This window comes from Pseudomonas sp. C9-3, from assembly GCF_032392015.1.
Classification (GTDB): Bacteria; Pseudomonadota; Gammaproteobacteria; order Pseudomonadales; family Pseudomonadaceae; genus Pseudomonas; species Pseudomonas nitroreducens.
Map to the genome: position 1 here is coordinate 6,560,001 of NZ_CP135919.1, position 24,126 is coordinate 6,584,126.

The following is a 24,126-nucleotide window of genomic DNA, read 5'->3' on the forward strand; positions in this document are numbered from 1 at the left end:
TAACGTCCGTCGTGAAAAGGGAAACAACCCAGACCGTCAGCTAAGGTCCCAAAGTTATGGTTAAGTGGTAAACGATGTGGGAAGGCTTAGACAGCTAGGAGGTTGGCTTAGAAGCAGCCACCCTTTAAAGAAAGCGTAATAGCTCACTAGTCGAGTCGGCCTGCGCGGAAGATGTAACGGGGCTCAAACCATACACCGAAGCTACGGGTGCATCGCAAGATGCGCGGTAGAGGAGCGTTCTGTAAGCCTGTGAAGGTGAGTTGAGAAGCTTGCTGGAGGTATCAGAAGTGCGAATGCTGACATGAGTAACGACAATGGGAGTGAAAAACTCCCACGCCGAAAGACCAAGGGTTCCTGCGCAACGTTAATCGACGCAGGGTTAGTCGGTCCCTAAGGCGAGGCTGAAGAGCGTAGTCGATGGGAAACAGGTTAATATTCCTGTACTTCTAGTTACTGCGATGGAGGGACGGAGAAGGCTAGGCCAGCTTGGCGTTGGTTGTCCAAGTTTAAGGTGGTAGGCAGAGATCTTAGGTAAATCCGGGGTCTTAATGCCGAGAGCTGATGACGAGTCATCTTTCAGATGATGAAGTGGTTGATGCCATGCTTCCAGGAAAAGCTTCTAAGCTTCAGGTAACTAGGAACCGTACCCCAAACCGACACAGGTGGTTGGGTAGAGAATACCAAGGCGCTTGAGAGAACTCGGGTGAAGGAACTAGGCAAAATGGCACCGTAACTTCGGGAGAAGGTGCGCCGGCGAGGGTTAAGGATTTACTCCGTAAGCCCATGCCGGTCGAAGATACCAGGCCGCTGCGACTGTTTATTAAAAACACAGCACTCTGCAAACACGAAAGTGGACGTATAGGGTGTGACGCCTGCCCGGTGCCGGAAGGTTAATTGATGGGGTTAGCGAAAGCGAAGCTCTTGATCGAAGCCCCGGTAAACGGCGGCCGTAACTATAACGGTCCTAAGGTAGCGAAATTCCTTGTCGGGTAAGTTCCGACCTGCACGAATGGCGTAACGATGGCGGCGCTGTCTCCACCCGAGACTCAGTGAAATTGAAATCGCTGTGAAGATGCAGTGTATCCGCGGCTAGACGGAAAGACCCCGTGAACCTTTACTGTAGCTTTGCACTGGACTTTGAGCCTGCTTGTGTAGGATAGGTGGGAGGCTTTGAAGCGTGGACGCCAGTCTGCGTGGAGCCATCCTTGAAATACCACCCTGGCATGCTTGAGGTTCTAACTCTGGTCCGTTATCCGGATCGAGGACAGTGTATGGTGGGCAGTTTGACTGGGGCGGTCTCCTCCTAAAGAGTAACGGAGGAGTACGAAGGTGCGCTCAGACCGGTCGGAAATCGGTCGTAGAGTATAAAGGCAAAAGCGCGCTTGACTGCGAGACAGACACGTCGAGCAGGTACGAAAGTAGGTCTTAGTGATCCGGTGGTTCTGTATGGAAGGGCCATCGCTCAACGGATAAAAGGTACTCCGGGGATAACAGGCTGATACCGCCCAAGAGTTCATATCGACGGCGGTGTTTGGCACCTCGATGTCGGCTCATCACATCCTGGGGCTGAAGCCGGTCCCAAGGGTATGGCTGTTCGCCATTTAAAGTGGTACGCGAGCTGGGTTTAGAACGTCGTGAGACAGTTCGGTCCCTATCTGCCGTGGACGTTTGAGATTTGAGAGGGGCTGCTCCTAGTACGAGAGGACCGGAGTGGACGAACCTCTGGTGTTCCGGTTGTCACGCCAGTGGCATTGCCGGGTAGCTATGTTCGGAATAGATAACCGCTGAAAGCATCTAAGCGGGAAACTAGCCTCAAGATGAGATCTCACTGGGAACTTGATTCCCCTAAAGGGCCGTCGAAGACTACGACGTTGATAGGTCGGGTGTGTAAGCGCTGTGAGGCGTTGAGCTAACCGATACTAATTGCCCGTGAGGCTTGACCATATAACACCCAAACAATTTGCGTGTTGTACGGTGAAGACGTAACGAACCGAAAGTTCGTGTGAACCGCAAATACCTGTCACATACCCGAATCTGGATGAGCGTGTGCAACTGCCACGAGCGTCCATAAAGAATTGCTTGACGACCATAGAGCGTTGGAACCACCTGATCCCATCCCGAACTCAGTAGTGAAACGACGCATCGCCGATGGTAGTGTGGAGTTTCTCCATGTGAGAGTAGGTCATCGTCAAGCTCCTATCCCAAAGCCCCGGTCAGCTTCGCTGTCCGGGGCTTTGCCTATTAGTGTAAGCACATGAATTGTGCTTGCTGCTGACGAGAGTCGAGACTCTCAGAAGCCAGGCGATTGAGTAGAAAAGAAATTTTCGAAAAATAAAGCTTGACGAAAGTTGATGTTAGCGTAGAATGCGCGCCTCGGTTGAGACGAAAGCCTTAACCAACTGCTCTTTAACAAGTTGAATCAAGCAATTCGTGTGGGTGCTTGTGATGTAAGACTGATGATCGACTGATTATCAGCAGCGCAAGTAACACTCGTGAATTCGAGAGTTTTAGCTCATTAAATTGAGCATGCGATTGCTGAGCCAAGTTTAGGGTTTTCTCAAAACCCAAGCAGTATTGAACTGAAGAGTTTGATCATGGCTCAGATTGAACGCTGGCGGCAGGCCTAACACATGCAAGTCGAGCGGATGATGGGAGCTTGCTCCCGGATTCAGCGGCGGACGGGTGAGTAATGCCTAGGAATCTGCCTGGTAGTGGGGGACAACGTTTCGAAAGGAACGCTAATACCGCATACGTCCTACGGGAGAAAGCAGGGGACCTTCGGGCCTTGCGCTATCAGATGAGCCTAGGTCGGATTAGCTAGTTGGTGGGGTAAAGGCCTACCAAGGCGACGATCCGTAACTGGTCTGAGAGGATGATCAGTCACACTGGAACTGAGACACGGTCCAGACTCCTACGGGAGGCAGCAGTGGGGAATATTGGACAATGGGCGAAAGCCTGATCCAGCCATGCCGCGTGTGTGAAGAAGGTCTTCGGATTGTAAAGCACTTTAAGTTGGGAGGAAGGGCAGTAAGTTAATACCTTGCTGTTTTGACGTTACCAACAGAATAAGCACCGGCTAACTTCGTGCCAGCAGCCGCGGTAATACGAAGGGTGCAAGCGTTAATCGGAATTACTGGGCGTAAAGCGCGCGTAGGTGGTTTGGTAAGATGGATGTGAAATCCCCGGGCTCAACCTGGGAACTGCATCCATAACTGCCTGACTAGAGTACGGTAGAGGGTGGTGGAATTTCCTGTGTAGCGGTGAAATGCGTAGATATAGGAAGGAACACCAGTGGCGAAGGCGACCACCTGGACTGATACTGACACTGAGGTGCGAAAGCGTGGGGAGCAAACAGGATTAGATACCCTGGTAGTCCACGCCGTAAACGATGTCGACTAGCCGTTGGGATCCTTGAGATCTTAGTGGCGCAGCTAACGCGATAAGTCGACCGCCTGGGGAGTACGGCCGCAAGGTTAAAACTCAAATGAATTGACGGGGGCCCGCACAAGCGGTGGAGCATGTGGTTTAATTCGAAGCAACGCGAAGAACCTTACCTGGCCTTGACATGTCCGGAATCTTGCAGAGATGCGAGAGTGCCTTCGGGAATCGGAACACAGGTGCTGCATGGCTGTCGTCAGCTCGTGTCGTGAGATGTTGGGTTAAGTCCCGTAACGAGCGCAACCCTTGTCCTTAGTTACCAGCACGTTATGGTGGGCACTCTAAGGAGACTGCCGGTGACAAACCGGAGGAAGGTGGGGATGACGTCAAGTCATCATGGCCCTTACGGCCAGGGCTACACACGTGCTACAATGGTCGGTACAGAGGGTTGCCAAGCCGCGAGGTGGAGCTAATCCCATAAAACCGATCGTAGTCCGGATCGCAGTCTGCAACTCGACTGCGTGAAGTCGGAATCGCTAGTAATCGTGAATCAGAATGTCACGGTGAATACGTTCCCGGGCCTTGTACACACCGCCCGTCACACCATGGGAGTGGGTTGCTCCAGAAGTAGCTAGTCTAACCGCAAGGGGGACGGTTACCACGGAGTGATTCATGACTGGGGTGAAGTCGTAACAAGGTAGCCGTAGGGGAACCTGCGGCTGGATCACCTCCTTAATCGAAGATCTCAGCTTCTTCATAAGCTCCCACACGAATTGCTTGATTCACTGGTTAGACGATTGGGTCTGTAGCTCAGTTGGTTAGAGCGCACCCCTGATAAGGGTGAGGTCGGCAGTTCGAATCTGCCCAGACCCACCAATTGTTGTGGTGTGCTGCGATCCGATGGGGCCATAGCTCAGCTGGGAGAGCGCCTGCTTTGCACGCAGGAGGTCAGGAGTTCGATCCTCCTTGGCTCCACCATTAAATCGTCGAAAGCTCAGACATGAATGTTCAGGTTGAACGAACATTGATGTCTGGTCTTTGTGCCAGAACTGTTCTTTAAAAATTTGGGTATGTGATAGAAGTAGACTGAATAATCTCTTTCACTGGTGATTATTCAAGTCAAGGTAAAATTTGCGAGTTCAAGCGCGAATTTTCGGCGAATGTCGTCTTCACGTTCGAGACAATAACCAGATTGCTTGGGGTTATATGGTCAAGTGAAGAAGCGCATACGGTGGATGCCTTGGCAGTCAGAGGCGATGAAAGACGTGGTAGCCTGCGATAAGCTTCGGGGAGTCGGCAAACAGACTTTGATCCGGAGATCTCTGAATGGGGAAACCCACCCGGCATAAGCTGGGTATCTTGTACTGAATACATAGGTGCAAGAGGCGAACCAGGGGAACTGAAACATCTAAGTACCCTGAGGAAAAGAAATCAACCGAGATTCCCTTAGTAGTGGCGAGCGAACGGGGACTAGCCCTTAAGCTTCTTTGAATCTAACAGAACGCTCTGGAAAGTGCGGCCATAGTGGGTGATAGCCCCGTATGTGAAAGGTTCTTTGAAGTGAAATCGAGTAGGACGGAGCACGAGAAACTTTGTCTGAATATGGGGGGACCATCCTCCAAGGCTAAATACTACTGACTGACCGATAGTGAACCAGTACCGTGAGGGAAAGGCGAAAAGAACCCCGGAGAGGGGAGTGAAATAGAACCTGAAACCGTATGCGTACAAGCAGTGGGAGCCTACTTTGTTAGGTGACTGCGTACCTTTTGTATAATGGGTCAGCGACTTATATTCAGTGGCGAGCTTAACCGTATAGGGAAGGCGTAGCGAAAGCGAGTCTTAATAGGGCGTTTTAGTCGCTGGGTATAGACCCGAAACCGGGCGATCTATCCATGAGCAGGTTGAAGGTTAGGTAACACTGACTGGAGGACCGAACCCACTCCCGTTGAAAAGGTAGGGGATGACTTGTGGATCGGAGTGAAAGGCTAATCAAGCTCGGAGATAGCTGGTTCTCCTCGAAAGCTATTTAGGTAGCGCCTCACGTATCACTCCAGGGGGTAGAGCACTGTTTCGGCTAGGGGGTCATCCCGACTTACCAAACCGATGCAAACTCCGAATACCTGGAAGTGTCAGCGTGGGAGACACACGGCGGGTGCTAACGTCCGTCGTGAAAAGGGAAACAACCCAGACCGTCAGCTAAGGTCCCAAAGTTATGGTTAAGTGGTAAACGATGTGGGAAGGCTTAGACAGCTAGGAGGTTGGCTTAGAAGCAGCCACCCTTTAAAGAAAGCGTAATAGCTCACTAGTCGAGTCGGCCTGCGCGGAAGATGTAACGGGGCTCAAACCATACACCGAAGCTACGGGTGCATCGCAAGATGCGCGGTAGAGGAGCGTTCTGTAAGCCTGTGAAGGTGAGTTGAGAAGCTTGCTGGAGGTATCAGAAGTGCGAATGCTGACATGAGTAACGACAATGGGAGTGAAAAACTCCCACGCCGAAAGACCAAGGGTTCCTGCGCAACGTTAATCGACGCAGGGTTAGTCGGTCCCTAAGGCGAGGCTGAAGAGCGTAGTCGATGGGAAACAGGTTAATATTCCTGTACTTCTAGTTACTGCGATGGAGGGACGGAGAAGGCTAGGCCAGCTTGGCGTTGGTTGTCCAAGTTTAAGGTGGTAGGCAGAGATCTTAGGTAAATCCGGGGTCTTAATGCCGAGAGCTGATGACGAGTCATCTTTCAGATGATGAAGTGGTTGATGCCATGCTTCCAGGAAAAGCTTCTAAGCTTCAGGTAACTAGGAACCGTACCCCAAACCGACACAGGTGGTTGGGTAGAGAATACCAAGGCGCTTGAGAGAACTCGGGTGAAGGAACTAGGCAAAATGGCACCGTAACTTCGGGAGAAGGTGCGCCGGCGAGGGTTAAGGATTTACTCCGTAAGCCCATGCCGGTCGAAGATACCAGGCCGCTGCGACTGTTTATTAAAAACACAGCACTCTGCAAACACGAAAGTGGACGTATAGGGTGTGACGCCTGCCCGGTGCCGGAAGGTTAATTGATGGGGTTAGCGAAAGCGAAGCTCTTGATCGAAGCCCCGGTAAACGGCGGCCGTAACTATAACGGTCCTAAGGTAGCGAAATTCCTTGTCGGGTAAGTTCCGACCTGCACGAATGGCGTAACGATGGCGGCGCTGTCTCCACCCGAGACTCAGTGAAATTGAAATCGCTGTGAAGATGCAGTGTATCCGCGGCTAGACGGAAAGACCCCGTGAACCTTTACTGTAGCTTTGCACTGGACTTTGAGCCTGCTTGTGTAGGATAGGTGGGAGGCTTTGAAGCGTGGACGCCAGTCTGCGTGGAGCCATCCTTGAAATACCACCCTGGCATGCTTGAGGTTCTAACTCTGGTCCGTTATCCGGATCGAGGACAGTGTATGGTGGGCAGTTTGACTGGGGCGGTCTCCTCCTAAAGAGTAACGGAGGAGTACGAAGGTGCGCTCAGACCGGTCGGAAATCGGTCGTAGAGTATAAAGGCAAAAGCGCGCTTGACTGCGAGACAGACACGTCGAGCAGGTACGAAAGTAGGTCTTAGTGATCCGGTGGTTCTGTATGGAAGGGCCATCGCTCAACGGATAAAAGGTACTCCGGGGATAACAGGCTGATACCGCCCAAGAGTTCATATCGACGGCGGTGTTTGGCACCTCGATGTCGGCTCATCACATCCTGGGGCTGAAGCCGGTCCCAAGGGTATGGCTGTTCGCCATTTAAAGTGGTACGCGAGCTGGGTTTAGAACGTCGTGAGACAGTTCGGTCCCTATCTGCCGTGGACGTTTGAGATTTGAGAGGGGCTGCTCCTAGTACGAGAGGACCGGAGTGGACGAACCTCTGGTGTTCCGGTTGTCACGCCAGTGGCATTGCCGGGTAGCTATGTTCGGAATAGATAACCGCTGAAAGCATCTAAGCGGGAAACTAGCCTCAAGATGAGATCTCACTGGGAACTTGATTCCCCTAAAGGGCCGTCGAAGACTACGACGTTGATAGGTCGGGTGTGTAAGCGCTGTGAGGCGTTGAGCTAACCGATACTAATTGCCCGTGAGGCTTGACCATATAACACCCAAACAATTTGCGTGTTGTACGGTGAAGACGTAACGAACCGAAAGTTCGTGTGAACCGCAAATACCTGTCACATACCCGAATCTGGATGAGCGTGTGCAACTGCCACGAGCGTCCGTAAAGAATTGCTTGACGACCATAGAGCGTTGGAACCACCTGATCCCATCCCGAACTCAGTAGTGAAACGACGCATCGCCGATGGTAGTGTGGAGTTTCTCCATGTGAGAGTAGGTCATCGTCAAGCTCCTATCCCAAGACCCCTGGTCAGCTTCGCTGGCCGGGGGTTTTGCTTTTGCGCGCGGAAAAGTCGGGCCATTGCTGCGTAGGCAATTCAGGCATGCCTCTATATGATGCGTGCCTGACTGTTGCGGGGGTGATATGCAGACCTTGCTGAAATTGCTGAGCGATGGCCGCTTTCATTCCGGAGAAGAGCTGGGTGCTCTCCTCGGAGTAAGTCGCAGCGCCGTCTGGAAGCGCCTTGAAGGCTTTGAGCGTGACTACGGTATGGTTGTGCAGCGAGTGCGCGGCCGTGGTTATCGCCTGGAAGAGCCTCTGAGCATTATCTCGCCCAGGGCTGACTTCGGTCCGTGGCCTCTCGATGTCCTTTTTTCGATCGATTCCACTAATGCCGAAGTACTGCGGCGCCTTTCTGCCGGCGCTGCGGCACCGTTTGCCATCCTGGGTGAGCGGCAGACCGCTGGGCGCGGCAGGCGAGGGCGGCAGTGGGAGAGTCCCTTCGGCGCCAACCTTTATTACACCCTGGGTATCACTGTACGTGGCGGTGCGCAGGAGTTGGAGGGGTTGAGTCTGGTGGTCGGCCTTGCGGTGGCAAGAGCGATCCAGTCTCTGGGCGTGAAAGATGTAGGCCTCAAGTGGCCCAATGACGTTCTGGTGGGTGGTAAGAAGATTGCCGGCATCCTGCTTGAGCTCACGGGAGATCCTGCTGACATCTGTAGTGTTGCGATCGGCGTCGGCATCAATGTGAACATGCGCAAGGCAGAGGCGATCGATCAGCCCTGGACTTCGGTGCGCGAGGCGCTGGGTAGGCGGGTTGACCGTAACGAGTTGCTGCAGGCGCTGGAGTCTCAGCTTGCGGATGCTCTATCCCGTCATCGTGAGTGTGGCTTCGCTGCCAGTCGCGAAGAGTGGGAGTCCCTTCATCTATGGCAGGGGCGGCAGGTCACGCTGTCCACTGCTGCCAATAATATCGTTGGGCGCGCGCTTGGCATCGATGAGCGGGGCGCGCTTCGCCTTCTGGTCGATGGCAAGGAGCGCAGCTACAGCGGAGGCGAGTTGAGTCTGAGGTTGTCGGATGATTCTTGAGTTGGATTGTGGAAATAGCCTGATCAAGTGGCGAGTGGTCAGAAAGCATGACCTGGTGACTGTCGCCGGTGGCGTGGCAGACTCGGATCAAGCCTTGCTCGCGCAGCTGCAGGGCAGTGAGGCGGTCGATATCCGCTATTGCCGCATGGTCAGTGTTCGCAGTGAGCAGGAAACCGACGCGCTTCGTGTGAGTCTCGAGAGTACTTTCCCCATTGCGGTGCAGATTGCTGCTCCGGCAACTGAGCTCAGCGGTGTGGTCAACGGCTACCGGGAGTATCAGCGCCTGGGAATGGATCGCTGGCTGGCCCTGGTGGCTGGTCACTGTCTGGCGGGGCGCGGATGCCTGGTCCTCGACCTTGGAACTGCTGTGACCTCGGATCTGGTCGATGCCGCGGGCAAGCATCTGGGAGGCTATATCGCACCCGGCATGCCGCTGATGCGAAGCCAGTTGCGTACTCACACTCGGCGGATTCGTTATGACGACGAAGCAGCCCATGAAGCGCTACAGAATCTACTGCCGGGGCAGGAAACTTCCGAGGCGGTGGAGCGTGGTTGCGTGCTGATGCTGCGCGGGTTCGTGCGGGAGCAGATCGAGCTGGCCAACAAGCTGCTGGGTGATGACTGTGCTGTTTACCTGACCGGCGGAGATGCTGAGCTCGTCAAGGATGAGTCTGCTCGCGCGGTTGTGCTTCCGGACCTGGTATTTCTCGGGCTGGCACTTGCCTGTCCGATCGAGTGAGTCTGATCGATGCGCTGGTTCTTTCTTTTCCTGCTTGCCCTCAACGTCTTCTATTACGTCTGGCATCAACAGCAGGCGCCTCTCCGCCCCAAGGAGATTGCCCCGCTCAGCCTGTTTCACAGTGAGCAGAAGAATATTCGGCTGCTCAGCGAGTCTGCGGAGACACCTCAGCGTCGCCAGGCTGAAGAAAAGGTGGCGACCGCTCCCGCATCAGCTTGCGTCTACTTGGGCAGCTTCCCGGTCGAGGATCGCGCCCGGCAATTGGTGCAGCGTCTGTTGAGTCTGGATGTGCAGGCTTCCGTGCAAACAGTGGATGCTGCTGCTGGTGTCGACTTCTGGGTTTATCTGCCGCCGCTGGCGTCGCGCCAGGCATCACTCTGGCAACTGCGGGAGTTGCAGGCTCGAAAGATTGACAGCTATATCATTACGGAAGGGGATCTGACTGACGGGATCTCCCTAGGCATCTTTCAGCGCAAGGACTCCGCCGACAGCGTGGTGGAGCGGCTGAAGACCGCTGGCTACGACGCTTTGGTGCGTGAGCTGGCTCGTTCGCAGCATGATTACTGGGCGCAGATCACACCGGAAAGCGGGCGCCTGGTGGACGACTCCCTGGTGCGCCAATTGGCCCCGGATTTCCCCGAATTGCAGAAACAAACAATGCCGTGCAAAAACGTTGCAAGCGCTCAATAGTTTGAATAGAATGGCGCCCGCTTCACAGGGGTGACCTGAAAAGGTTGAACACTGGAAGCCGTTGTCGAAGAGCTAAGCTCAAGTTTTTTAAAGAAAAACAGTTGACAACGCGGTGGCAGGCTGTAGAATGCCGCCTCACTCGGAGGGGTTCCCGAGCGGCCAAAGGGATCAGACTGTAAATCTGACGTCTCAGACTTCGAAGGTTCGAATCCTTCCCCCTCCACCAGTTTCAAGCGTGAGCTGCAAGCTCCGCGGGTATAGTTCAGTGGTAGAACCTCAGCCTTCCAAGCTGATGATGCGGGTTCGATTCCCGCTACCCGCTCCAAGTTTGTTGCTGATGTCTTGCTCATGTAGCTCAGCTGGTAGAGCACACCCTTGGTAAGGGTGAGGTCAGCGGTTCAAATCCGCTCATGAGCTCCATCTCGCAAAGGCAGATATGAAAATATCTGCCTTTGTTTTAATGGTGACGTGACTTTCTCAATTCCTTACGGGAGGCGGTCAAGATGGCTAAAGAAAAGTTTGAGCGTAACAAGCCGCACGTAAACGTCGGCACCATCGGTCACGTTGACCACGGCAAAACCACTCTGACCGCTGCTTTGACCAAGGTCTGCTCCGAGACCTGGGGCGGTTCCGCTCGCGCTTTCGACCAGATCGACAACGCGCCGGAAGAGAAGGCTCGTGGTATCACCATCAACACCTCTCACGTTGAATACGACTCGCCGGTACGCCACTACGCTCACGTAGACTGCCCGGGCCACGCCGACTACGTGAAGAACATGATCACCGGTGCTGCCCAGATGGACGGCGCGATCCTGGTTTGCTCGGCTGCTGACGGCCCCATGCCGCAGACCCGCGAGCACATCCTGCTGTCCCGTCAGGTAGGCGTTCCTTACATTGTCGTGTTCCTGAACAAGGCCGACATGGTTGACGACGCCGAGCTGCTGGAACTGGTCGAAATGGAAGTTCGCGATCTGCTGAACACCTACGACTTCCCGGGCGACGACACTCCGATCGTGATCGGCTCCGCTCTGATGGCCCTGAACGGCCAGGACGACAACGAGATGGGCGTTTCCGCCGTGCGCAAGCTGGTAGAAACCCTGGACTCGTACATTCCTGAGCCCGAGCGTGCTATCGACAAGCCGTTCCTGATGCCGATCGAAGACGTATTCTCGATCTCCGGTCGTGGCACCGTGGTAACTGGCCGTGTTGAGCGTGGCATCGTCAAGATCCAGGAAGAAGTGGAAATCGTCGGTATCAAGGCGACCACCAAAACTACCTGCACCGGCGTTGAAATGTTCCGCAAGCTGCTCGACGAAGGTCGTGCTGGTGAGAACGTTGGCGTCCTGCTGCGTGGCACCAAGCGTGAAGACGTAGAGCGTGGCCAGGTTCTGGCCAAGCCGGGCACCATCAAGCCGCACACCAAGTTCGAGTGCGAAGTGTACGTGCTGTCCAAGGAAGAAGGTGGTCGTCACACCCCGTTCTTCAAAGGCTACCGTCCGCAGTTCTACTTCCGTACCACCGACGTAACCGGCAACTGCGAACTGCCGGAAGGCGTTGAGATGGTAATGCCGGGCGACAACGTGAAAATGGTTGTTACCCTGATCGCTCCGATCGCCATGGAAGATGGCCTGCGCTTCGCGATTCGCGAAGGCGGCCGTACCGTTGGCGCCGGCGTGGTTGCCAAGATCATCGAGTAATCGATTGATCTTTTCCTATCAGGCCGGCATAATGGTCGGCCTGACTTTGTTCTAGGCCAGTAGCTCAATTGGCAGAGCGGCGGTCTCCAAAACCGCAGGTTGGGGGTTCGATTCCCTCCTGGCCTGCCAGATTCCTCAAGATCTGGCACTTCTTTAAACGGGATTCCTAGCAGATGAATGCGAAGGTAGAAGCCAAAGAGTCGCGTCTTGATCTCTTGAAGTGGCTTGTGGTTGCGGTGCTGGTGGTGGTGGCTGTGGTTGCCAACCAGTATTACTCCACGCAACCGATCTTCTATCGCGTTCTCGGTATCCTCGTGATGGCGGCTGTTGCAGGTTTCATTGCGCTGCAAACCGTCAAGGGCCGTGCGTTCTTTACTTTGGCTAAAGAAGCTCGCGCCGAGATTCGCAAGGTTGTATGGCCGTCTCGTCAAGAGACAACTCAGACCACGCTGATCGTAGTGGCAGTAGTGCTGGTAATGGCGCTGGTGCTTTGGGGGCTCGACTCCCTGCTGGGTTGGCTGGTTTCCATGATCGTAGGTTAAGGGTGTTCCGTGGCTAAGCGTTGGTACGTTGTGCATGCCTACTCGGGTTACGAGAAGCATGTCATGCGCTCGCTGATCGAGCGGGTCAAACTGGCCGGCATGGAAGACGGGTTTGGTGAGATTCTGGTCCCTACCGAAGAAGTGGTAGAGATGCGGAACGGCCAGAAGCGCAAAAGTGAGCGCAAATTCTTCCCGGGCTATGTCCTGGTGCAGATGGAGATGAACGAGGGTACCTGGCACCTGGTCAAGGATACTCCTCGCGTCATGGGCTTCATTGGTGGTACTGCCGACAAGCCGGCGCCGATCACTGATAAAGAGGCTGATGCCATCCTGCGTCGCGTTGCCGATAGCGGCGACAAGCCCAAGCCGAAGACCCTGTTCGAGCCGGGCGAGACTGTTCGTGTAATCGATGGTCCGTTCGCCGACTTCAATGGTGTCGTCGAAGAAGTTAACTACGAAAAGAGCCGCATCCAGGTCGCTGTGCTTATTTTCGGTCGCTCTACTCCGGTAGAGCTGGAGTTCAGTCAGGTAGAGAAAGTCTAACTGGCACAATGAATCCCACACCCCGCAGCCCTAGGCTGCGGGGTTTTGTCGTCATTGGGATAAACGCGATAGCAACCGGGGAGCCCGTCAGGGCGCTTGACCCGCATTTGGAGTAGCAAATGGCTAAGAAAATCACGGCTTACATCAAGCTGCAAGTTAAGGCCGGCCAGGCCAACCCGTCGCCGCCCGTAGGCCCTGCTCTGGGTCAGCACGGCGTGAACATCATGGAATTCTGCAAGGCGTTCAACGCCAAGACCCAAGGCCAAGAGCCGGGTCTGCCGACTCCTGTGATCATCACCGTTTACAGCGACCGTAGCTTCACCTTCGAAACCAAGAGCACCCCGGCTGCCGTCCTGCTGAAAAAAGCAGCTGGCATCACCAGCGGTTCCGCTCGTCCGAACTCTCAGAAAGTCGGCACCGTTACCCGTGCCCAGCTGGAAGAGATCGCCAAGGCCAAGCAGGCTGACCTGACCGCTGCTGACCTGGACGCTGCCGTACGCACCATTGCTGGCTCCGCGCGCAGCATGGGCCTGAACGTGGAGGGTGTGTAATGGCTAAGCTGACCAAGCGTCAAAAGGCTATCGCCGAGAAGGTTGAAGCGGGCAAGCAGTACGGCTTCGAAGATGCCGCCAAGCTGCTGGCTGAACTGTCGACCATCAAGTTCAAGGAGTCCGTGGACATCGCCATCAATCTGGGCGTTGATCCGCGTAAATCCGACCAGGTCGTACGTGGTGCCACCGTTCTGCCGAACGGCACCGGCAAATCCGTACGCGTTGCCGTCTTCACCCAGGGTCCTGGTGTTGAAGCTGCCCTGGCTGCTGGTGCAGACAAGGTTGGCATGGACGAACTGGCTGCCGAAATGAAAGCCGGCGACCTGAACTACGACGTCGTCATCGCCTCCCCGGATGCGATGCGTGTTGTTGGCCAGCTGGGCCAGGTTCTCGGCCCGCGCGGTCTGATGCCGAACCCGAAAGTCGGCACCGTGACCCCGGACGTCGCCACCGCTGTCAAGAACGCCAAAGCCGGTCAGGTACGTTTCCGTACCGACAAGAACGGCATCATCCACGCTTCCGTTGGCAAGATCGACTTCGAGCCGGTCAAGCTGAAGCAGAACGTGGAAGCGCTGCTGAGCGATCTGAAGCGCCTGAAGCCGTCCTCCTCGAAGGGCGTGTACGTTCAGCGCGTTACCCTGAGCACCACCATGGGCCCGGGTCTGCAGATCGATCAGGCTTCGCTGGAAGGCTGATGAACTAAGTCGAACAGTGGGTTCGCCCACTGTTCGCAGGTATTGGGGTCCCTGCCTGGCGGGGGCTATCCAAGACCGTAGGCGGCGCAAGCCTTAAACCTCAAGCCTACGCAGATGGTGCTCCCGATTCGTTTACCGAATCAGACACCAAAACGCCGTCCGGCCCCGGCTGGACGAATCGGTAACATCCAGGAGTAAACCCGTGGCAATTAAACTCGAAGACAAGAAGGCCATCGTCGCTGAAGTCAACGAGGCTGCCAAAGCCGGTCTGTCCGCTGTCGTGGTTGATGCACGCGGCGTGACTGTCGGCGCTATGACCGGACTCCGTAAAGAGGCCCGCGCAGCTGGTGTGTACGTGAAAGTCGTACGTAACACCCTGCTCAAGCGCGCCGTTGAAGGCACTCAGTTTGAAGTGCTCAACGACGTGTTCAAGGGCCCGACCCTGATTGCTTTCTCCAACGAACATCCGGGCGCTGCCGCTCGTATCTTCAAGGAGTTTGCCAAGGGTCAGGACAAGTTCGAGATCAAGGCGGCCGCGTTCGAGGGTCAGTTCCTCGCAGCCAATCAGATCGACGTGCTGGCGACCCTGCCGACCTACAACGAAGCTGTTGCACAGCTGATGAGCGTGATCCAAGGCGCTACCAGCAAGCTGGCTCGTACTCTGGCGGCAATTCGCGATCAGAAAGAAGCTACCGCAGCCTAAGGCTCGGCATCTCCTTTCAACCTTTTTTGTTTAATTCGATGGCCTTAGGCCGTCACCCAATACAGGAATTAGAGTCATGGCTCTGACCAACGAAGACATCATCTCCGCCGTATCCGAAATGTCCGTCATGCAGATCGTTGAACTGATCAAGGCGATGGAAGAGAAGTTCGGCGTTACCGCTGCTGCCGCTACCGTTGCTGCTGCTGGCCCGGCTGCTGCCGCTGCTGAAGAGCAGACCGAGTTCACCATCGTCCTGGCCGAAGCTGGCGACAAGAAAGTGAACGTGATCAAGGTCGTTCGTGAACTGACCGGCCTGGGCCTGAAAGAAGCCAAGGCTGTCGTTGACGGCGCCCCGGGCGTGGTCAAGGAAGGCGCTTCGAAAGAAGAAGCCGAAGCTGCCAAGAAAGCCCTGGAAGAAGCAGGCGCCAAGGTCGAGCTCAAGTAAGTTCGTACCTTGCGTCGACAGCCCGAGCGTTAAGCGACAGGCTGATGGCTGGTGGCAAATGCCACCGGCCTTTTTCCGTTATGGGCGGGGTGCCGTGGGTGCCCCTCCATAACGTGAAAATCCCGCCACGACTGGCGGCGCAAACCAAGGGTTTGCACGATTTTGGGCTGCTCCCCGCGCGGGAGAGGCCAATCAAGCAGGTGACCAAGCTGGGGAACGCTGATGGCTTACTCATACACTGAGAAAAAACGTATCCGCAAGGACTTTAGCAAGTTGCCGGACGTCATGGATGTGCCGTATTTGCTGGCCATCCAGCTGGATTCCTATCGCGAATTCCTGCAGGCCGGTGCGAGCAAGGACCAGGTTCGAGACATCGGCCTGCATGCGGCCTTCAAGTCCGTCTTCCCGATTATCAGCTATTCCGGCAATGCTGCCCTGGAATACGTCGGCTACCGCCTCGGTGAGCCGGCATTCGATGTCAAGGAATGCGTGCTGCGCGGTGTGACCTTCGCGGTCCCGCTGCGTGTGAAAGTGCGCCTGATCATTTTCGACAAAGAATCGTCGAACAAAGCGATCAAGGACATCAAGGAACAAGAAGTCTACATGGGGGAAATCCCCCTGATGACCGAGAACGGTACCTTCATCATCAACGGTACCGAGCGCGTCATCGTTTCCCAGCTGCACCGTTCCCCGGGTGTGTTCTTCGACCACGACCGTGGCAAGACCCACAGCTCCGGCAAGCTGCTGTACTCCGCTCGTATCATTCCTTACCGTGGTTCGTGGCTCGACTTCGAGTTCGATCCGAAGGACTGCGTGTTCGTTCGTATCGACCGTCGCCGCAAACTGCCGGCTTCCGTCCTGCTGCGTGCACTGAACTACAGCACCGAGGAAATCCTCAACGCGTTCTATGACACCAACGTCTACCAGATCAAGGGCGAGACCCTGAACCTGGAACTGGTGCCTTCGCGTCTGCGTGGCGAGATCGCCAGCTTCGACATCAAGGATGCTGCCGGCAAGGTCATCGTTGAAGCGGGCCGCCGTATCACCGCACGTCACATCAACCAGCTCGAGAAGGCCGGCATCAGCCAGCTGGAAGTGCCGTTCGACTACCTGATTGGCCGTACCGTGGCCAAGGCTGTCGTGCATCCGGCCACCGGCGAGATCATTGCCGAGTGCAACACCGAGCTGACCGTTGACGCCCTGGCCAAGATCGCCAAAGCTCAGGTCGCGCGCCTGGAAACGCTGTACACCAACGACATCGACTGCGGTCCGTTCATCTCCGACACGCTGAAGATCGACTCCACCAGCAACCAACTGGAAGCGCTGGTCGAGATCTATCGCATGATGCGTCCCGGCGAGCCGCCGACCAAGGAAGCTGCCGAGACCCTGTTCGGCAACCTGTTCTTCAGCGCCGAGCGTTACGACCTGTCCGCCGTTGGCCGCATGAAGTTCAACCGCCGCATCGGTCGTTCCGAGATCGAAGGCGCCGGTGTCCTGAGCAAGGAAGATATCGTCGAGGTCCTCAAGACCCTGGTTGCCATCCGTAACGGTAAAGGCATCGTCGACGACATCGACCACCTGGGTAACCGTCGCGTCCGTTGCGTCGGCGAGATGGCCGAGAACCAGTTCCGCGTTGGCCTGGTGCGTGTAGAGCGCGCGGTCAAGGAACGTCTGTCGATGGCCGAAAGCGAAGGCCTGATGCCGCAGGACCTGATCAACGCCAAGCCGGTGGCTGCCGCGATCAAGGAATTCTTCGGTTCCAGCCAGCTGTCGCAGTTCATGGACCAGAACAACCCGCTCTCCGAGATCACCCACAAGCGCCGTGTCTCCGCACTCGGCCCGGGTGGTCTGACCCGTGAGCGCGCGGGCTTCGAGGTTCGTGACGTACACCCGACCCACTACGGCCGCGTGTGCCCGATCGAAACCCCTGAAGGTCCGAACATCGGTCTGATCAACTCCCTGGCCACCTACGCCCGCACCAACAAGTACGGCTTCCTGGAAAGCCCGTACCGCGTGGTGAAGGAAGGTCTGGTCAGTGACGATATCGTCTTCCTGTCCGCGATCGAAGAAGCTGACCATGTCATCGCTCAGGCGTCCGCGACCCTGAACGAAAAAGGCCAGCTGATCGACGAACTGGTAGCCGTTCGTCACCTGAACGAATTCACCGTGAAGGCGCCGGAAGACGTCACCCTCATGGACGTATCGCCGAAGCAGGTCGTTTCTGTCGCTGCCTCGCTGATTCCGTTCCTCGAGCACGACGACGCCAACCGTGCACTCATGGGTTCGAACATGCAGCGTCAGGCTGTACCGACCCTGCGCGCGGACAAGCCGCTGGTAGGTACCGGCATGGAGCGCAACGTCGCCCGTGACTCCGGCGTCTGCGTGGTAGCTCGTCGTGGCGGCGTGATCGACTCGGTCGACGCCAGCCGTATCGTTGTGCGTGTGAACGACGACGAAGTCGAGACTGGCGAAGCCGGTGTCGACATCTACAACCTGACCAAATACACCCGTTCCAACCAGAACACCTGCATCAACCAGCGTCCGCTGGTGCAGAAGGGTGATCAGGTTTCGCGCAGCGACATCCTGGCCGACGGTCCGTCCACCGACATGGGTGAACTGGCTCTGGGTCAGAACATGCGCGTAGCGTTCATGCCTTGGAACGGCTTCAACTTCGAAGACTCCATCTGCCTGTCCGAGCGCGTGGTCCAGGAAGATCGTTTCACCACGATCCACATCCAGGAACTGACCTGCGTTGCCCGTGACACCAAGCTCGGCCCAGAAGAAATCACCGCGGACATCCCGAACGTGGGTGAGGCTGCGCTGAACAAGCTGGACGAAGCAGGCATCGTCTACGTCGGCGCCGAAGTACAGGCCGGCGACATCCTGGTCGGCAAGGTCACTCCGAAAGGCGAGACCCAGCTGACTCCGGAAGAGAAGCTGCTGCGCGCGATCTTCGGTGAGAAGGCGTCCGACGTGAAGGACACCTCCCTGCGTGTGCCGACCGGCACCAAGGGCACCGTCATCGACGTACAGGTCTTCACCCGCGATGGCGTGGAGCGCGATAGCCGTGCCCTGTCCATCGAGAAGATGCAGCTGGACGAGATCCGCAAGGACCTGAACGAAGAGTTCCGCATCGTCGAAGGCGCAACCTTCGAGCGTCTGCGTTCCGCTCTGGTCGGTTCCAAGGCCGACGGCGGTCCTGCCCTGAAGAAAGGCGCAGAGATCACTGACGAGTACCTGGACGGCCTCGAGCGCGGCCAGTGGTTCAAGCTGCGCATGGCGGAAGATGCTCTGAACGAGCAGCTGGAGAAGGCCCAGGCCTACATCAGCGACCGTCGCCAGATGCTCGACGACAAGTTCGAAGACAAGAAGCGCAAGCTGCAGCAGGGCGACGACCTGGCTCCGGGCGTACTGAAGATCGTCAAGGTCTACCTCGCTATCAAGCGCCGCATCCAGCCTGGCGACAAGATGGCGGGCCGCCACGGTAACAAGGGTGTGGTCTCCGTGATCATGCCGGTCGAAGACATGCCGCACGATGCCAACGGTACTCCGGTGGATATCGTTCTGAACCCGCTGGGCGTACCGTCGCGTATGAACGTCGGTCAGATCCTCGAAACCCACCTGGGTCTCGCGGCCAAAGGCCTGGGCGAGAAGATCAACCGCATGCTCGAAGAGCAGCGCAAGATCGCCGAGCTGCGTGTCTTCCTGAACGAGATCTACAACGAGATCGGCGGCCGCCAGGAGAGCCTGGACGAGCTGAACGATAACGAGATCCTCGCTCTGGCCAACAACCTCAAGGGCGGCGTGCCCATGGCTACCCCGGTGTTCGACGGTGCCAAGGAACGCGAGATCAAGGCCATGCTGAAGCTGGCCGATCTGCCGGAGAGCGGTCAGATGCGTCTGTATGACGGCCGCACCGGCAACCAGTTCGAGCGTACGACCACTGTTGGTTACATGTACATGCTCAAGCTGAACCACCTGGTCGATGACAAGATGCACGCACGTTCCACCGGCTCCTACAGCCTGGTTACCCAGCAGCCGCTGGGTGGTAAGGCGCAGTTCGGTGGCCAGCGTTTCGGGGAGATGGAGGTCTGGGCGCTGGAAGCCTACGGTGCCGCCTACACCCTGCAGGAAATGCTGACCGTGAAGTCGGACGACGTGAACGGCCGTACCAAGATGTACAAGAACATCGTGGACGGGGATCACCGCATGGAGGCCGGCATGCCCGAGTCCTTCAACGTGTTGATCAAAGAGATCCGCTCGCTCGGCATCGATATCGAACTGGAAACCGAATAACACGTGACGTCAAACGGTGCGGCTGGTCAAGGCCGGTCGCACCGGGTCCGTGAGGAGGAAAGGCCTTGAAAGACTTGCTTAATCTGTTGAAAAACCAGGGTCAGATCGAAGAGTTCGATGCCATCCGTATTGGTCTGGCCTCGCCCGAGATGATCCGTTCCTGGTCCTTCGGTGAAGTCAAGAAGCCGGAGACCATCAACTACCGCACCTTCAAGCCGGAGCGCGATGGCCTGTTCTGCGCCAAGATCTTTGGCCCGGTGAAGGACTACGAGTGCCTGTGCGGTAAGTACAAGCGCCTCAAGCATCGCGGTGTGATCTGCGAGAAGTGCGGCGTCGAAGTCGCGTTGGCCAAAGTGCGCCGTGAGCGCATGGGCCACATTGAGCTGGCTTCGCCGGTCGCCCACATCTGGTTCCTGAAGTCCCTGCCGTCCCGTATCGGCCTGCTGCTGGACATGACCCTGCGTGACATCGAGCGCGTGCTCTATTTCGAGAGCTACGTGGTGATCGATCCGGGCATGACCACCCTGGAGAAGGGCCAACTGCTGAACGACGAGCAGTACTTCGAAGCCCTCGAAGAGTTCGGTGACGACTTCGACGCCCGTATGGGTGCGGAAGCCGTTCGCGAGCTGCTCAACGCTATCGATCTGGAGCACGAGATTGGTCGCCTGCGCGAAGAGATTCCGCAGACCAACTCGGAAACCAAGATCAAGAAGCTGTCCAAGCGCCTGAAGCTGATGGAAGCCTTCCAGGGCTCCGGCAACCATCCCGAGTGGATGGTGCTGACTGTCCTGCCGGTACTGCCGCCGGACCTGCGTCCGCTGGTTCCGCTGGATGGCGGCCGCTTCGCGACTTCGGATCTGAACGATCTGTATCGCCGCGTGATCAACCGTAACAACCGTCTGAAGCGCCTGCTCGACCTGGCTGCTCCGGACATCATCGTGCGCAACGAAAAGCGCATGCTGCAGGAAGCCGTCGACGCCCTGCTGGACAACGGCCGTCGTGGCCGTGCCATCACCGGCTCGAACAAGCGCCCGCTGAAGTCCCTGGCCGACATGATCAAGGGCAAGCAGGGTCGCTTCCGTCAGAACCTGCTCGGCAAGCGCGTGGACTACTCTGGCCGTTCGGTAATTACCGTAGGTCCGACCCTGCGTCTGCACCAGTGCGGTCTGCCGAAGAAAATGGCCCTGGAGCTGTTCAAGCCGTTCATTTTCGGCAAGCTGGAAGGTCGTGGCATGGCCACTACCATCAAGGCCGCCAAGAAGATGGTCGAGCGCGAGCTGCCGGAAGTGTGGGATGTTCTCGCCGAAGTCATCCGCGAACACCCCGTACTGCTGAACCGTGCGCCGACCCTGCACCGTCTGGGCATCCAGGCGTTCGAACCGGTACTGATCGAAGGTAAAGCCATCCAGCTGCACCCGCTGGTCTGCGCCGCGTACAACGCCGACTTCGACGGCGACCAGATGGCCGTGCACGTTCCGCTGACCCTCGAGGCTCAGCTGGAAGCGCGCGCGCTGATGATGTCGACCAACAACATTCTGTCGCCCGCCAACGGCGAGCCGATCATCGTTCCGTCGCAGGACGTGGTAATGGGTCTGTACTACATGACCCGTGAAGCGATCAACGCGAAGGGCGAGGGCATGGCTTTCGCAGACCTGCAGGAAGTTGACCGCGCTTACCGGAGCGGCCAGGTGTCTCTGCACGCCCGCGTAAAAGTTCGCATCAACGAGAAGATCAAGAACGAAGACGGCAGCCTGACCGCCAACACTCGTATCGTTGATTCCACCGTTGGCCGTGCGCTGCTGTTCCAGGTTGTACCGGCAGGCCTGCCGTATGACGTGGTCAACCAGTCGATGAAGAAAAAGGCGATCTCCAAGCTGATCAACCACTGCTACCGCGTGGTTGGTCTGAAGGACACCGTCATCTTCGCTGACCAGCTGATGTACACCGGCTTCGCCTATTCGACCATCTCCGGTGTGTCGATCGGCGTGAACGACTTCGTCATCCCGGACGAAAAGGCTCGCATCATCGATGCCGCCACCGAGGAAGTGAAGGAGATCGAGAGCCAGTACGCCTCCGGCCTGGTAACCCAGGGCGAGAAGTACAACAAGGTGATCGACCTCTGGTCCAAGGCCAACGACGAAGTGTCCAAGGCGATGATGGCCAACCTCTCGAAAGAGAAGGTGACCGATCGCGAAGGCAAGCAGGTCGACCAGGAGTCCTTCAACTCCATGTACATGATGGCGGACTCCGGTGCGCGGGGTTCCGCGGCCCAGATCCGTCAGCTGGCCGGTATGCGTGGTCTGATGGCCAAGCCGGATGGCTCCATCATTGAGACTCCGATCACCGCGAACTTCCGTGAAGGCCTGAACGTACTCCAGTACTTCATCTCCACTCACGGTGCTCGTAAAGGTCTGGCGGATACCGCACTGAAGACCGCGAACTCCGGTTACCTGACCCGTCGTCTTGTCGACGTGGCCCAGGATCTGGTAGTGACCGAGATCGATTGCGGCACCGACCGTGGCCTGTTCATGTCCCCGCACATCGAAGGCGGCGACGTGGTTGAGCCGCTGGGCGAGCGTGTACTCGGCCGCGTGATGGCTCGTGACGTGCTCAAGCCGGGCAGCGACGACGTGATCGTCGAAGCCGGTACCCTGATCGACGAGAAGTGGGTCGATTTCCTCGAGCAGATGAGCGTCGACGAAGTCGTTGTGCGTTCGCCGATCACCTGCGAAACCCGTCACGGCATCTGCGCCATGTGCTACGGCCGCGATCTGGCCCGTGGTCACCGCGTGAACATCGGTGAGGCTGTCGGCGTTATCGCTGCCCAGTCGATCGGTGAGCCGGGTACCCAGCTGACCATGCGTACCTTCCACATCGGTGGTGCGGCCAGCCGTACTTCTGCCGTGGACAACGTACAGGTCAAGAACGGCGGCACCATTCGCCTGCACAACCTGAAGCACGTAGAGCGTGCCGACGGCGCCCTGGTAGCGGTTTCCCGTTCCGGCGAGCTGGCGGTAGCCGACGACTTCGGTCGTGAGCGCGAGCGCTACAAGCTGCCGTACGGTGCAGTGATTTCCGTGAAGGAAGGTGACAAGGTCGATCCGGGCGCCATCGTCGCCAAGTGGGACCCGCACACCCACCCGATCGTTACCGAGATGGACGGCACCGTGGCCTTCGTGGGCATGGAAGAGGGCATCACCATCAAGCGCCAGACCGACGAGCTGACCGGTCTGACCAATATTGAAGTGATGGATCCGAAGGATCGTCCGGCTGCCGGCAAGGACATCCGTCCGGCCGTGAAGCTGATCGACGCCGCAGGCAAGGATCTGCTGCTGCCGGGTACCGACGTACCGGCTCAGTACTTCCTGCCGGCGAACGCCCTGGTCAACCTCAACGATGGCGCGAAAGTGCGCATCGGTGACGTTATCGCGCGTATCCCGCAGGAAACCTCGAAGACCCGTGACATCACCGGTGGTCTGCCGCGCGTTGCCGACCTGTTCGAAGCTCGTCGTCCGAAAGAGCCTTCGATCCTGGCGGAAATCAGCGGCACCATCTCCTTCGGCAAGGAAACCAAGGGCAAGCGCCGTCTGGTCATCACTCCCACCGACGGTAGCGATCCGTACGAGGAGCTGATTCCGAAGTGGCGTCACCTGAACGTGTTCGAAGGTGAACAGGTAAGCCGTGGTGAAGTGATCTCCGACGGCCCGAGCAACCCGCACGACATCCTCCGTCTGCTGGGTGTGAGCTCGCTGGCCAAGTACATCGTCAACGAGATCCAGGACGTTTACCGTCTGCAGGGCGTGAAGATCAACGACAAGCACATCGAGACCATCCTGCGTCAGATGCTGCGCAAGGTCGAAGTGGCCGAGTCGGGCGATTCGTCCTTCATCAAGGGCGACCAGGTCGAACTGGTCCACGTGCTGGAAGAGAACGAAGTACTGGGCACCCAGGACAAGTTCCCGGCCAAGTACGAGCGCGTTCTGCTGGGTATCACCAAGGCCTCGCTGTCCACCGAGTCGTTCATCTCGGCGGCATCCTTCCAGGAGACCACTCGCGTCCTCACCGAGGCGGCGGTCACCGGCAAGCGCGACTTCCTGCGCGGCCTGAAGGAAAACGTGGTCGTGGGTCGACTGATCCCGGCAGGTACCGGTCTGGCTTACCACAGCGAGCGCAAGCGTCAGCGCGAACTCGGCAAACCGCAGCGCGTGAGCGCGAGCGAGGCTGAAGCAGCATTGGCCGAAGCGCTCAATCTGAGCGGTAACTAAGCCTCAAACAAAGCCCCGGTTGTCTTGACAACCGGGGCTTTGTCTTGACTGGAATCCGTAAGCTCTTTAGTATCTTGTACCCCGAAAATTGGCAGGGCGCTTGCTCTGCCCATTTTCGTTTTTAAGTGTCGTAAGACAATCAGTGGAGCTATA

At 57.1% G+C, this 24,126-nt stretch carries 12 protein-coding genes, 6 tRNA genes and 5 rRNA genes (1 of these 23 cut by a window edge); all 23 read left to right on the top strand.

Going from position 1 to position 24,126, the window contains the following annotated elements; genetic code table 11:
- Nucleotides 1-1,944, top strand: a 23S ribosomal RNA gene (locus RS899_RS30130) (it extends 948 nt beyond the left edge of the window).
- Nucleotides 1,945-2,078: 134 nt separating this feature from the next.
- A 5S ribosomal RNA gene (gene rrf / locus RS899_RS30135) occupies nt 2,079-2,194 on the top strand.
- Nucleotides 2,195-2,576: 382 nt separating this feature from the next.
- A 16S ribosomal RNA gene (locus tag RS899_RS30140) occupies nt 2,577-4,113 on the top strand.
- Nucleotides 4,114-4,177: 64 nt separating this feature from the next.
- A tRNA-Ile gene (locus RS899_RS30145) sits at nt 4,178-4,254 on the top strand.
- Between the two features lie 26 nt (nt 4,255-4,280).
- Nucleotides 4,281-4,356, top strand: a tRNA-Ala gene (locus RS899_RS30150).
- 230 nt (nt 4,357-4,586) lie between these two features.
- Nucleotides 4,587-7,478, top strand: a 23S ribosomal RNA gene (locus RS899_RS30155).
- A gap of 134 nt (nt 7,479-7,612) precedes the next feature.
- Nucleotides 7,613-7,728 (top strand): 5S ribosomal RNA (rrf, locus tag RS899_RS30160).
- Together the 16S, 23S and 5S rRNA genes with 2 tRNA genes alongside form the textbook arrangement of a ribosomal RNA operon.
- Before the next feature lie 134 nt (nt 7,729-7,862).
- Nucleotides 7,863-8,807, top strand: coding sequence for a bifunctional biotin--[acetyl-CoA-carboxylase] ligase/biotin operon repressor BirA (gene birA / locus RS899_RS30165; RefSeq protein WP_315808741.1), 945 nt, complete (start codon nt 7,863-7,865; stop codon nt 8,805-8,807).
- Nucleotides 8,797-9,546 (top strand): pantothenate kinase, encoded by a 750-nt coding sequence (locus RS899_RS30170; protein WP_315808742.1) that lies wholly within the window; start codon nt 8,797-8,799, stop codon nt 9,544-9,546. Before birA ends, RS899_RS30170 begins: the two co-directional genes overlap by 11 nt.
- A gap of 9 nt (nt 9,547-9,555) precedes the next feature.
- A complete protein-coding gene (locus RS899_RS30175) occupies nt 9,556-10,236 on the top strand; it encodes an SPOR domain-containing protein (RefSeq protein WP_024767490.1) in 681 nt (226 codons plus the stop codon).
- A gap of 141 nt (nt 10,237-10,377) precedes the next feature.
- A tRNA-Tyr gene (locus RS899_RS30180) sits at nt 10,378-10,462 on the top strand.
- A gap of 25 nt (nt 10,463-10,487) precedes the next feature.
- Nucleotides 10,488-10,561 (top strand) — tRNA-Gly (locus RS899_RS30185).
- A 19-nt stretch (nt 10,562-10,580) separates the two neighbouring features.
- Nucleotides 10,581-10,656 (top strand) — tRNA-Thr (locus RS899_RS30190).
- Nucleotides 10,657-10,739: 83 nt separating this feature from the next.
- Complete coding sequence (tuf, locus tag RS899_RS30195; protein ID WP_054910987.1) at nt 10,740-11,933, top strand: elongation factor Tu; 1,194 nt, start codon at nt 10,740-10,742, stop codon at nt 11,931-11,933.
- Nucleotides 11,934-11,986: 53 nt separating this feature from the next.
- Nucleotides 11,987-12,062, top strand: a tRNA-Trp gene (locus tag RS899_RS30200).
- Nucleotides 12,063-12,106: 44 nt separating this feature from the next.
- Nucleotides 12,107-12,475: a preprotein translocase subunit SecE gene (secE, locus tag RS899_RS30205; RefSeq protein WP_024767121.1), complete on the top strand. Its 369-nt coding sequence runs from the start codon at nt 12,107-12,109 to the stop codon at nt 12,473-12,475.
- A 9-nt stretch (nt 12,476-12,484) separates the two neighbouring features.
- Nucleotides 12,485-13,018 (top strand): transcription termination/antitermination protein NusG, encoded by a 534-nt coding sequence (gene nusG / locus RS899_RS30210; RefSeq protein ID WP_015475310.1) that lies wholly within the window; start codon nt 12,485-12,487, stop codon nt 13,016-13,018.
- 119 nt (nt 13,019-13,137) lie between these two features.
- Nucleotides 13,138-13,569 carry a 50S ribosomal protein L11 gene (gene rplK, locus RS899_RS30215; protein WP_024767122.1) on the top strand — a complete coding sequence of 144 codons (432 nt, stop codon included), beginning with the start codon at nt 13,138-13,140 and terminating at the stop codon, nt 13,567-13,569.
- Nucleotides 13,569-14,264, top strand: coding sequence for a 50S ribosomal protein L1 (gene rplA, locus RS899_RS30220; protein WP_017516428.1), 696 nt, complete (start codon nt 13,569-13,571; stop codon nt 14,262-14,264). Before rplK ends, rplA begins: the two co-directional genes overlap by 1 nt.
- A gap of 202 nt (nt 14,265-14,466) precedes the next feature.
- Complete coding sequence (rplJ, locus tag RS899_RS30225; RefSeq protein ID WP_015475313.1) at nt 14,467-14,967, top strand: 50S ribosomal protein L10; 501 nt, start codon at nt 14,467-14,469, stop codon at nt 14,965-14,967.
- 76 nt (nt 14,968-15,043) lie between these two features.
- Entirely contained in the window at nt 15,044-15,412 is a 369-nt protein-coding gene (gene rplL / locus RS899_RS30230; protein ID WP_017516430.1) for a 50S ribosomal protein L7/L12, read from the top strand.
- 222 nt (nt 15,413-15,634) lie between these two features.
- Nucleotides 15,635-19,708, top strand: coding sequence for a DNA-directed RNA polymerase subunit beta (gene rpoB, locus RS899_RS30235; protein WP_315808743.1), 4,074 nt, complete (start codon nt 15,635-15,637; stop codon nt 19,706-19,708).
- A 65-nt stretch (nt 19,709-19,773) separates the two neighbouring features.
- Nucleotides 19,774-23,973, top strand: coding sequence for a DNA-directed RNA polymerase subunit beta' (rpoC, locus tag RS899_RS30240; RefSeq protein ID WP_054910990.1), 4,200 nt, complete (start codon nt 19,774-19,776; stop codon nt 23,971-23,973).
- The last annotated feature ends 153 nt before the right edge of the window (nt 23,974-24,126 follow it).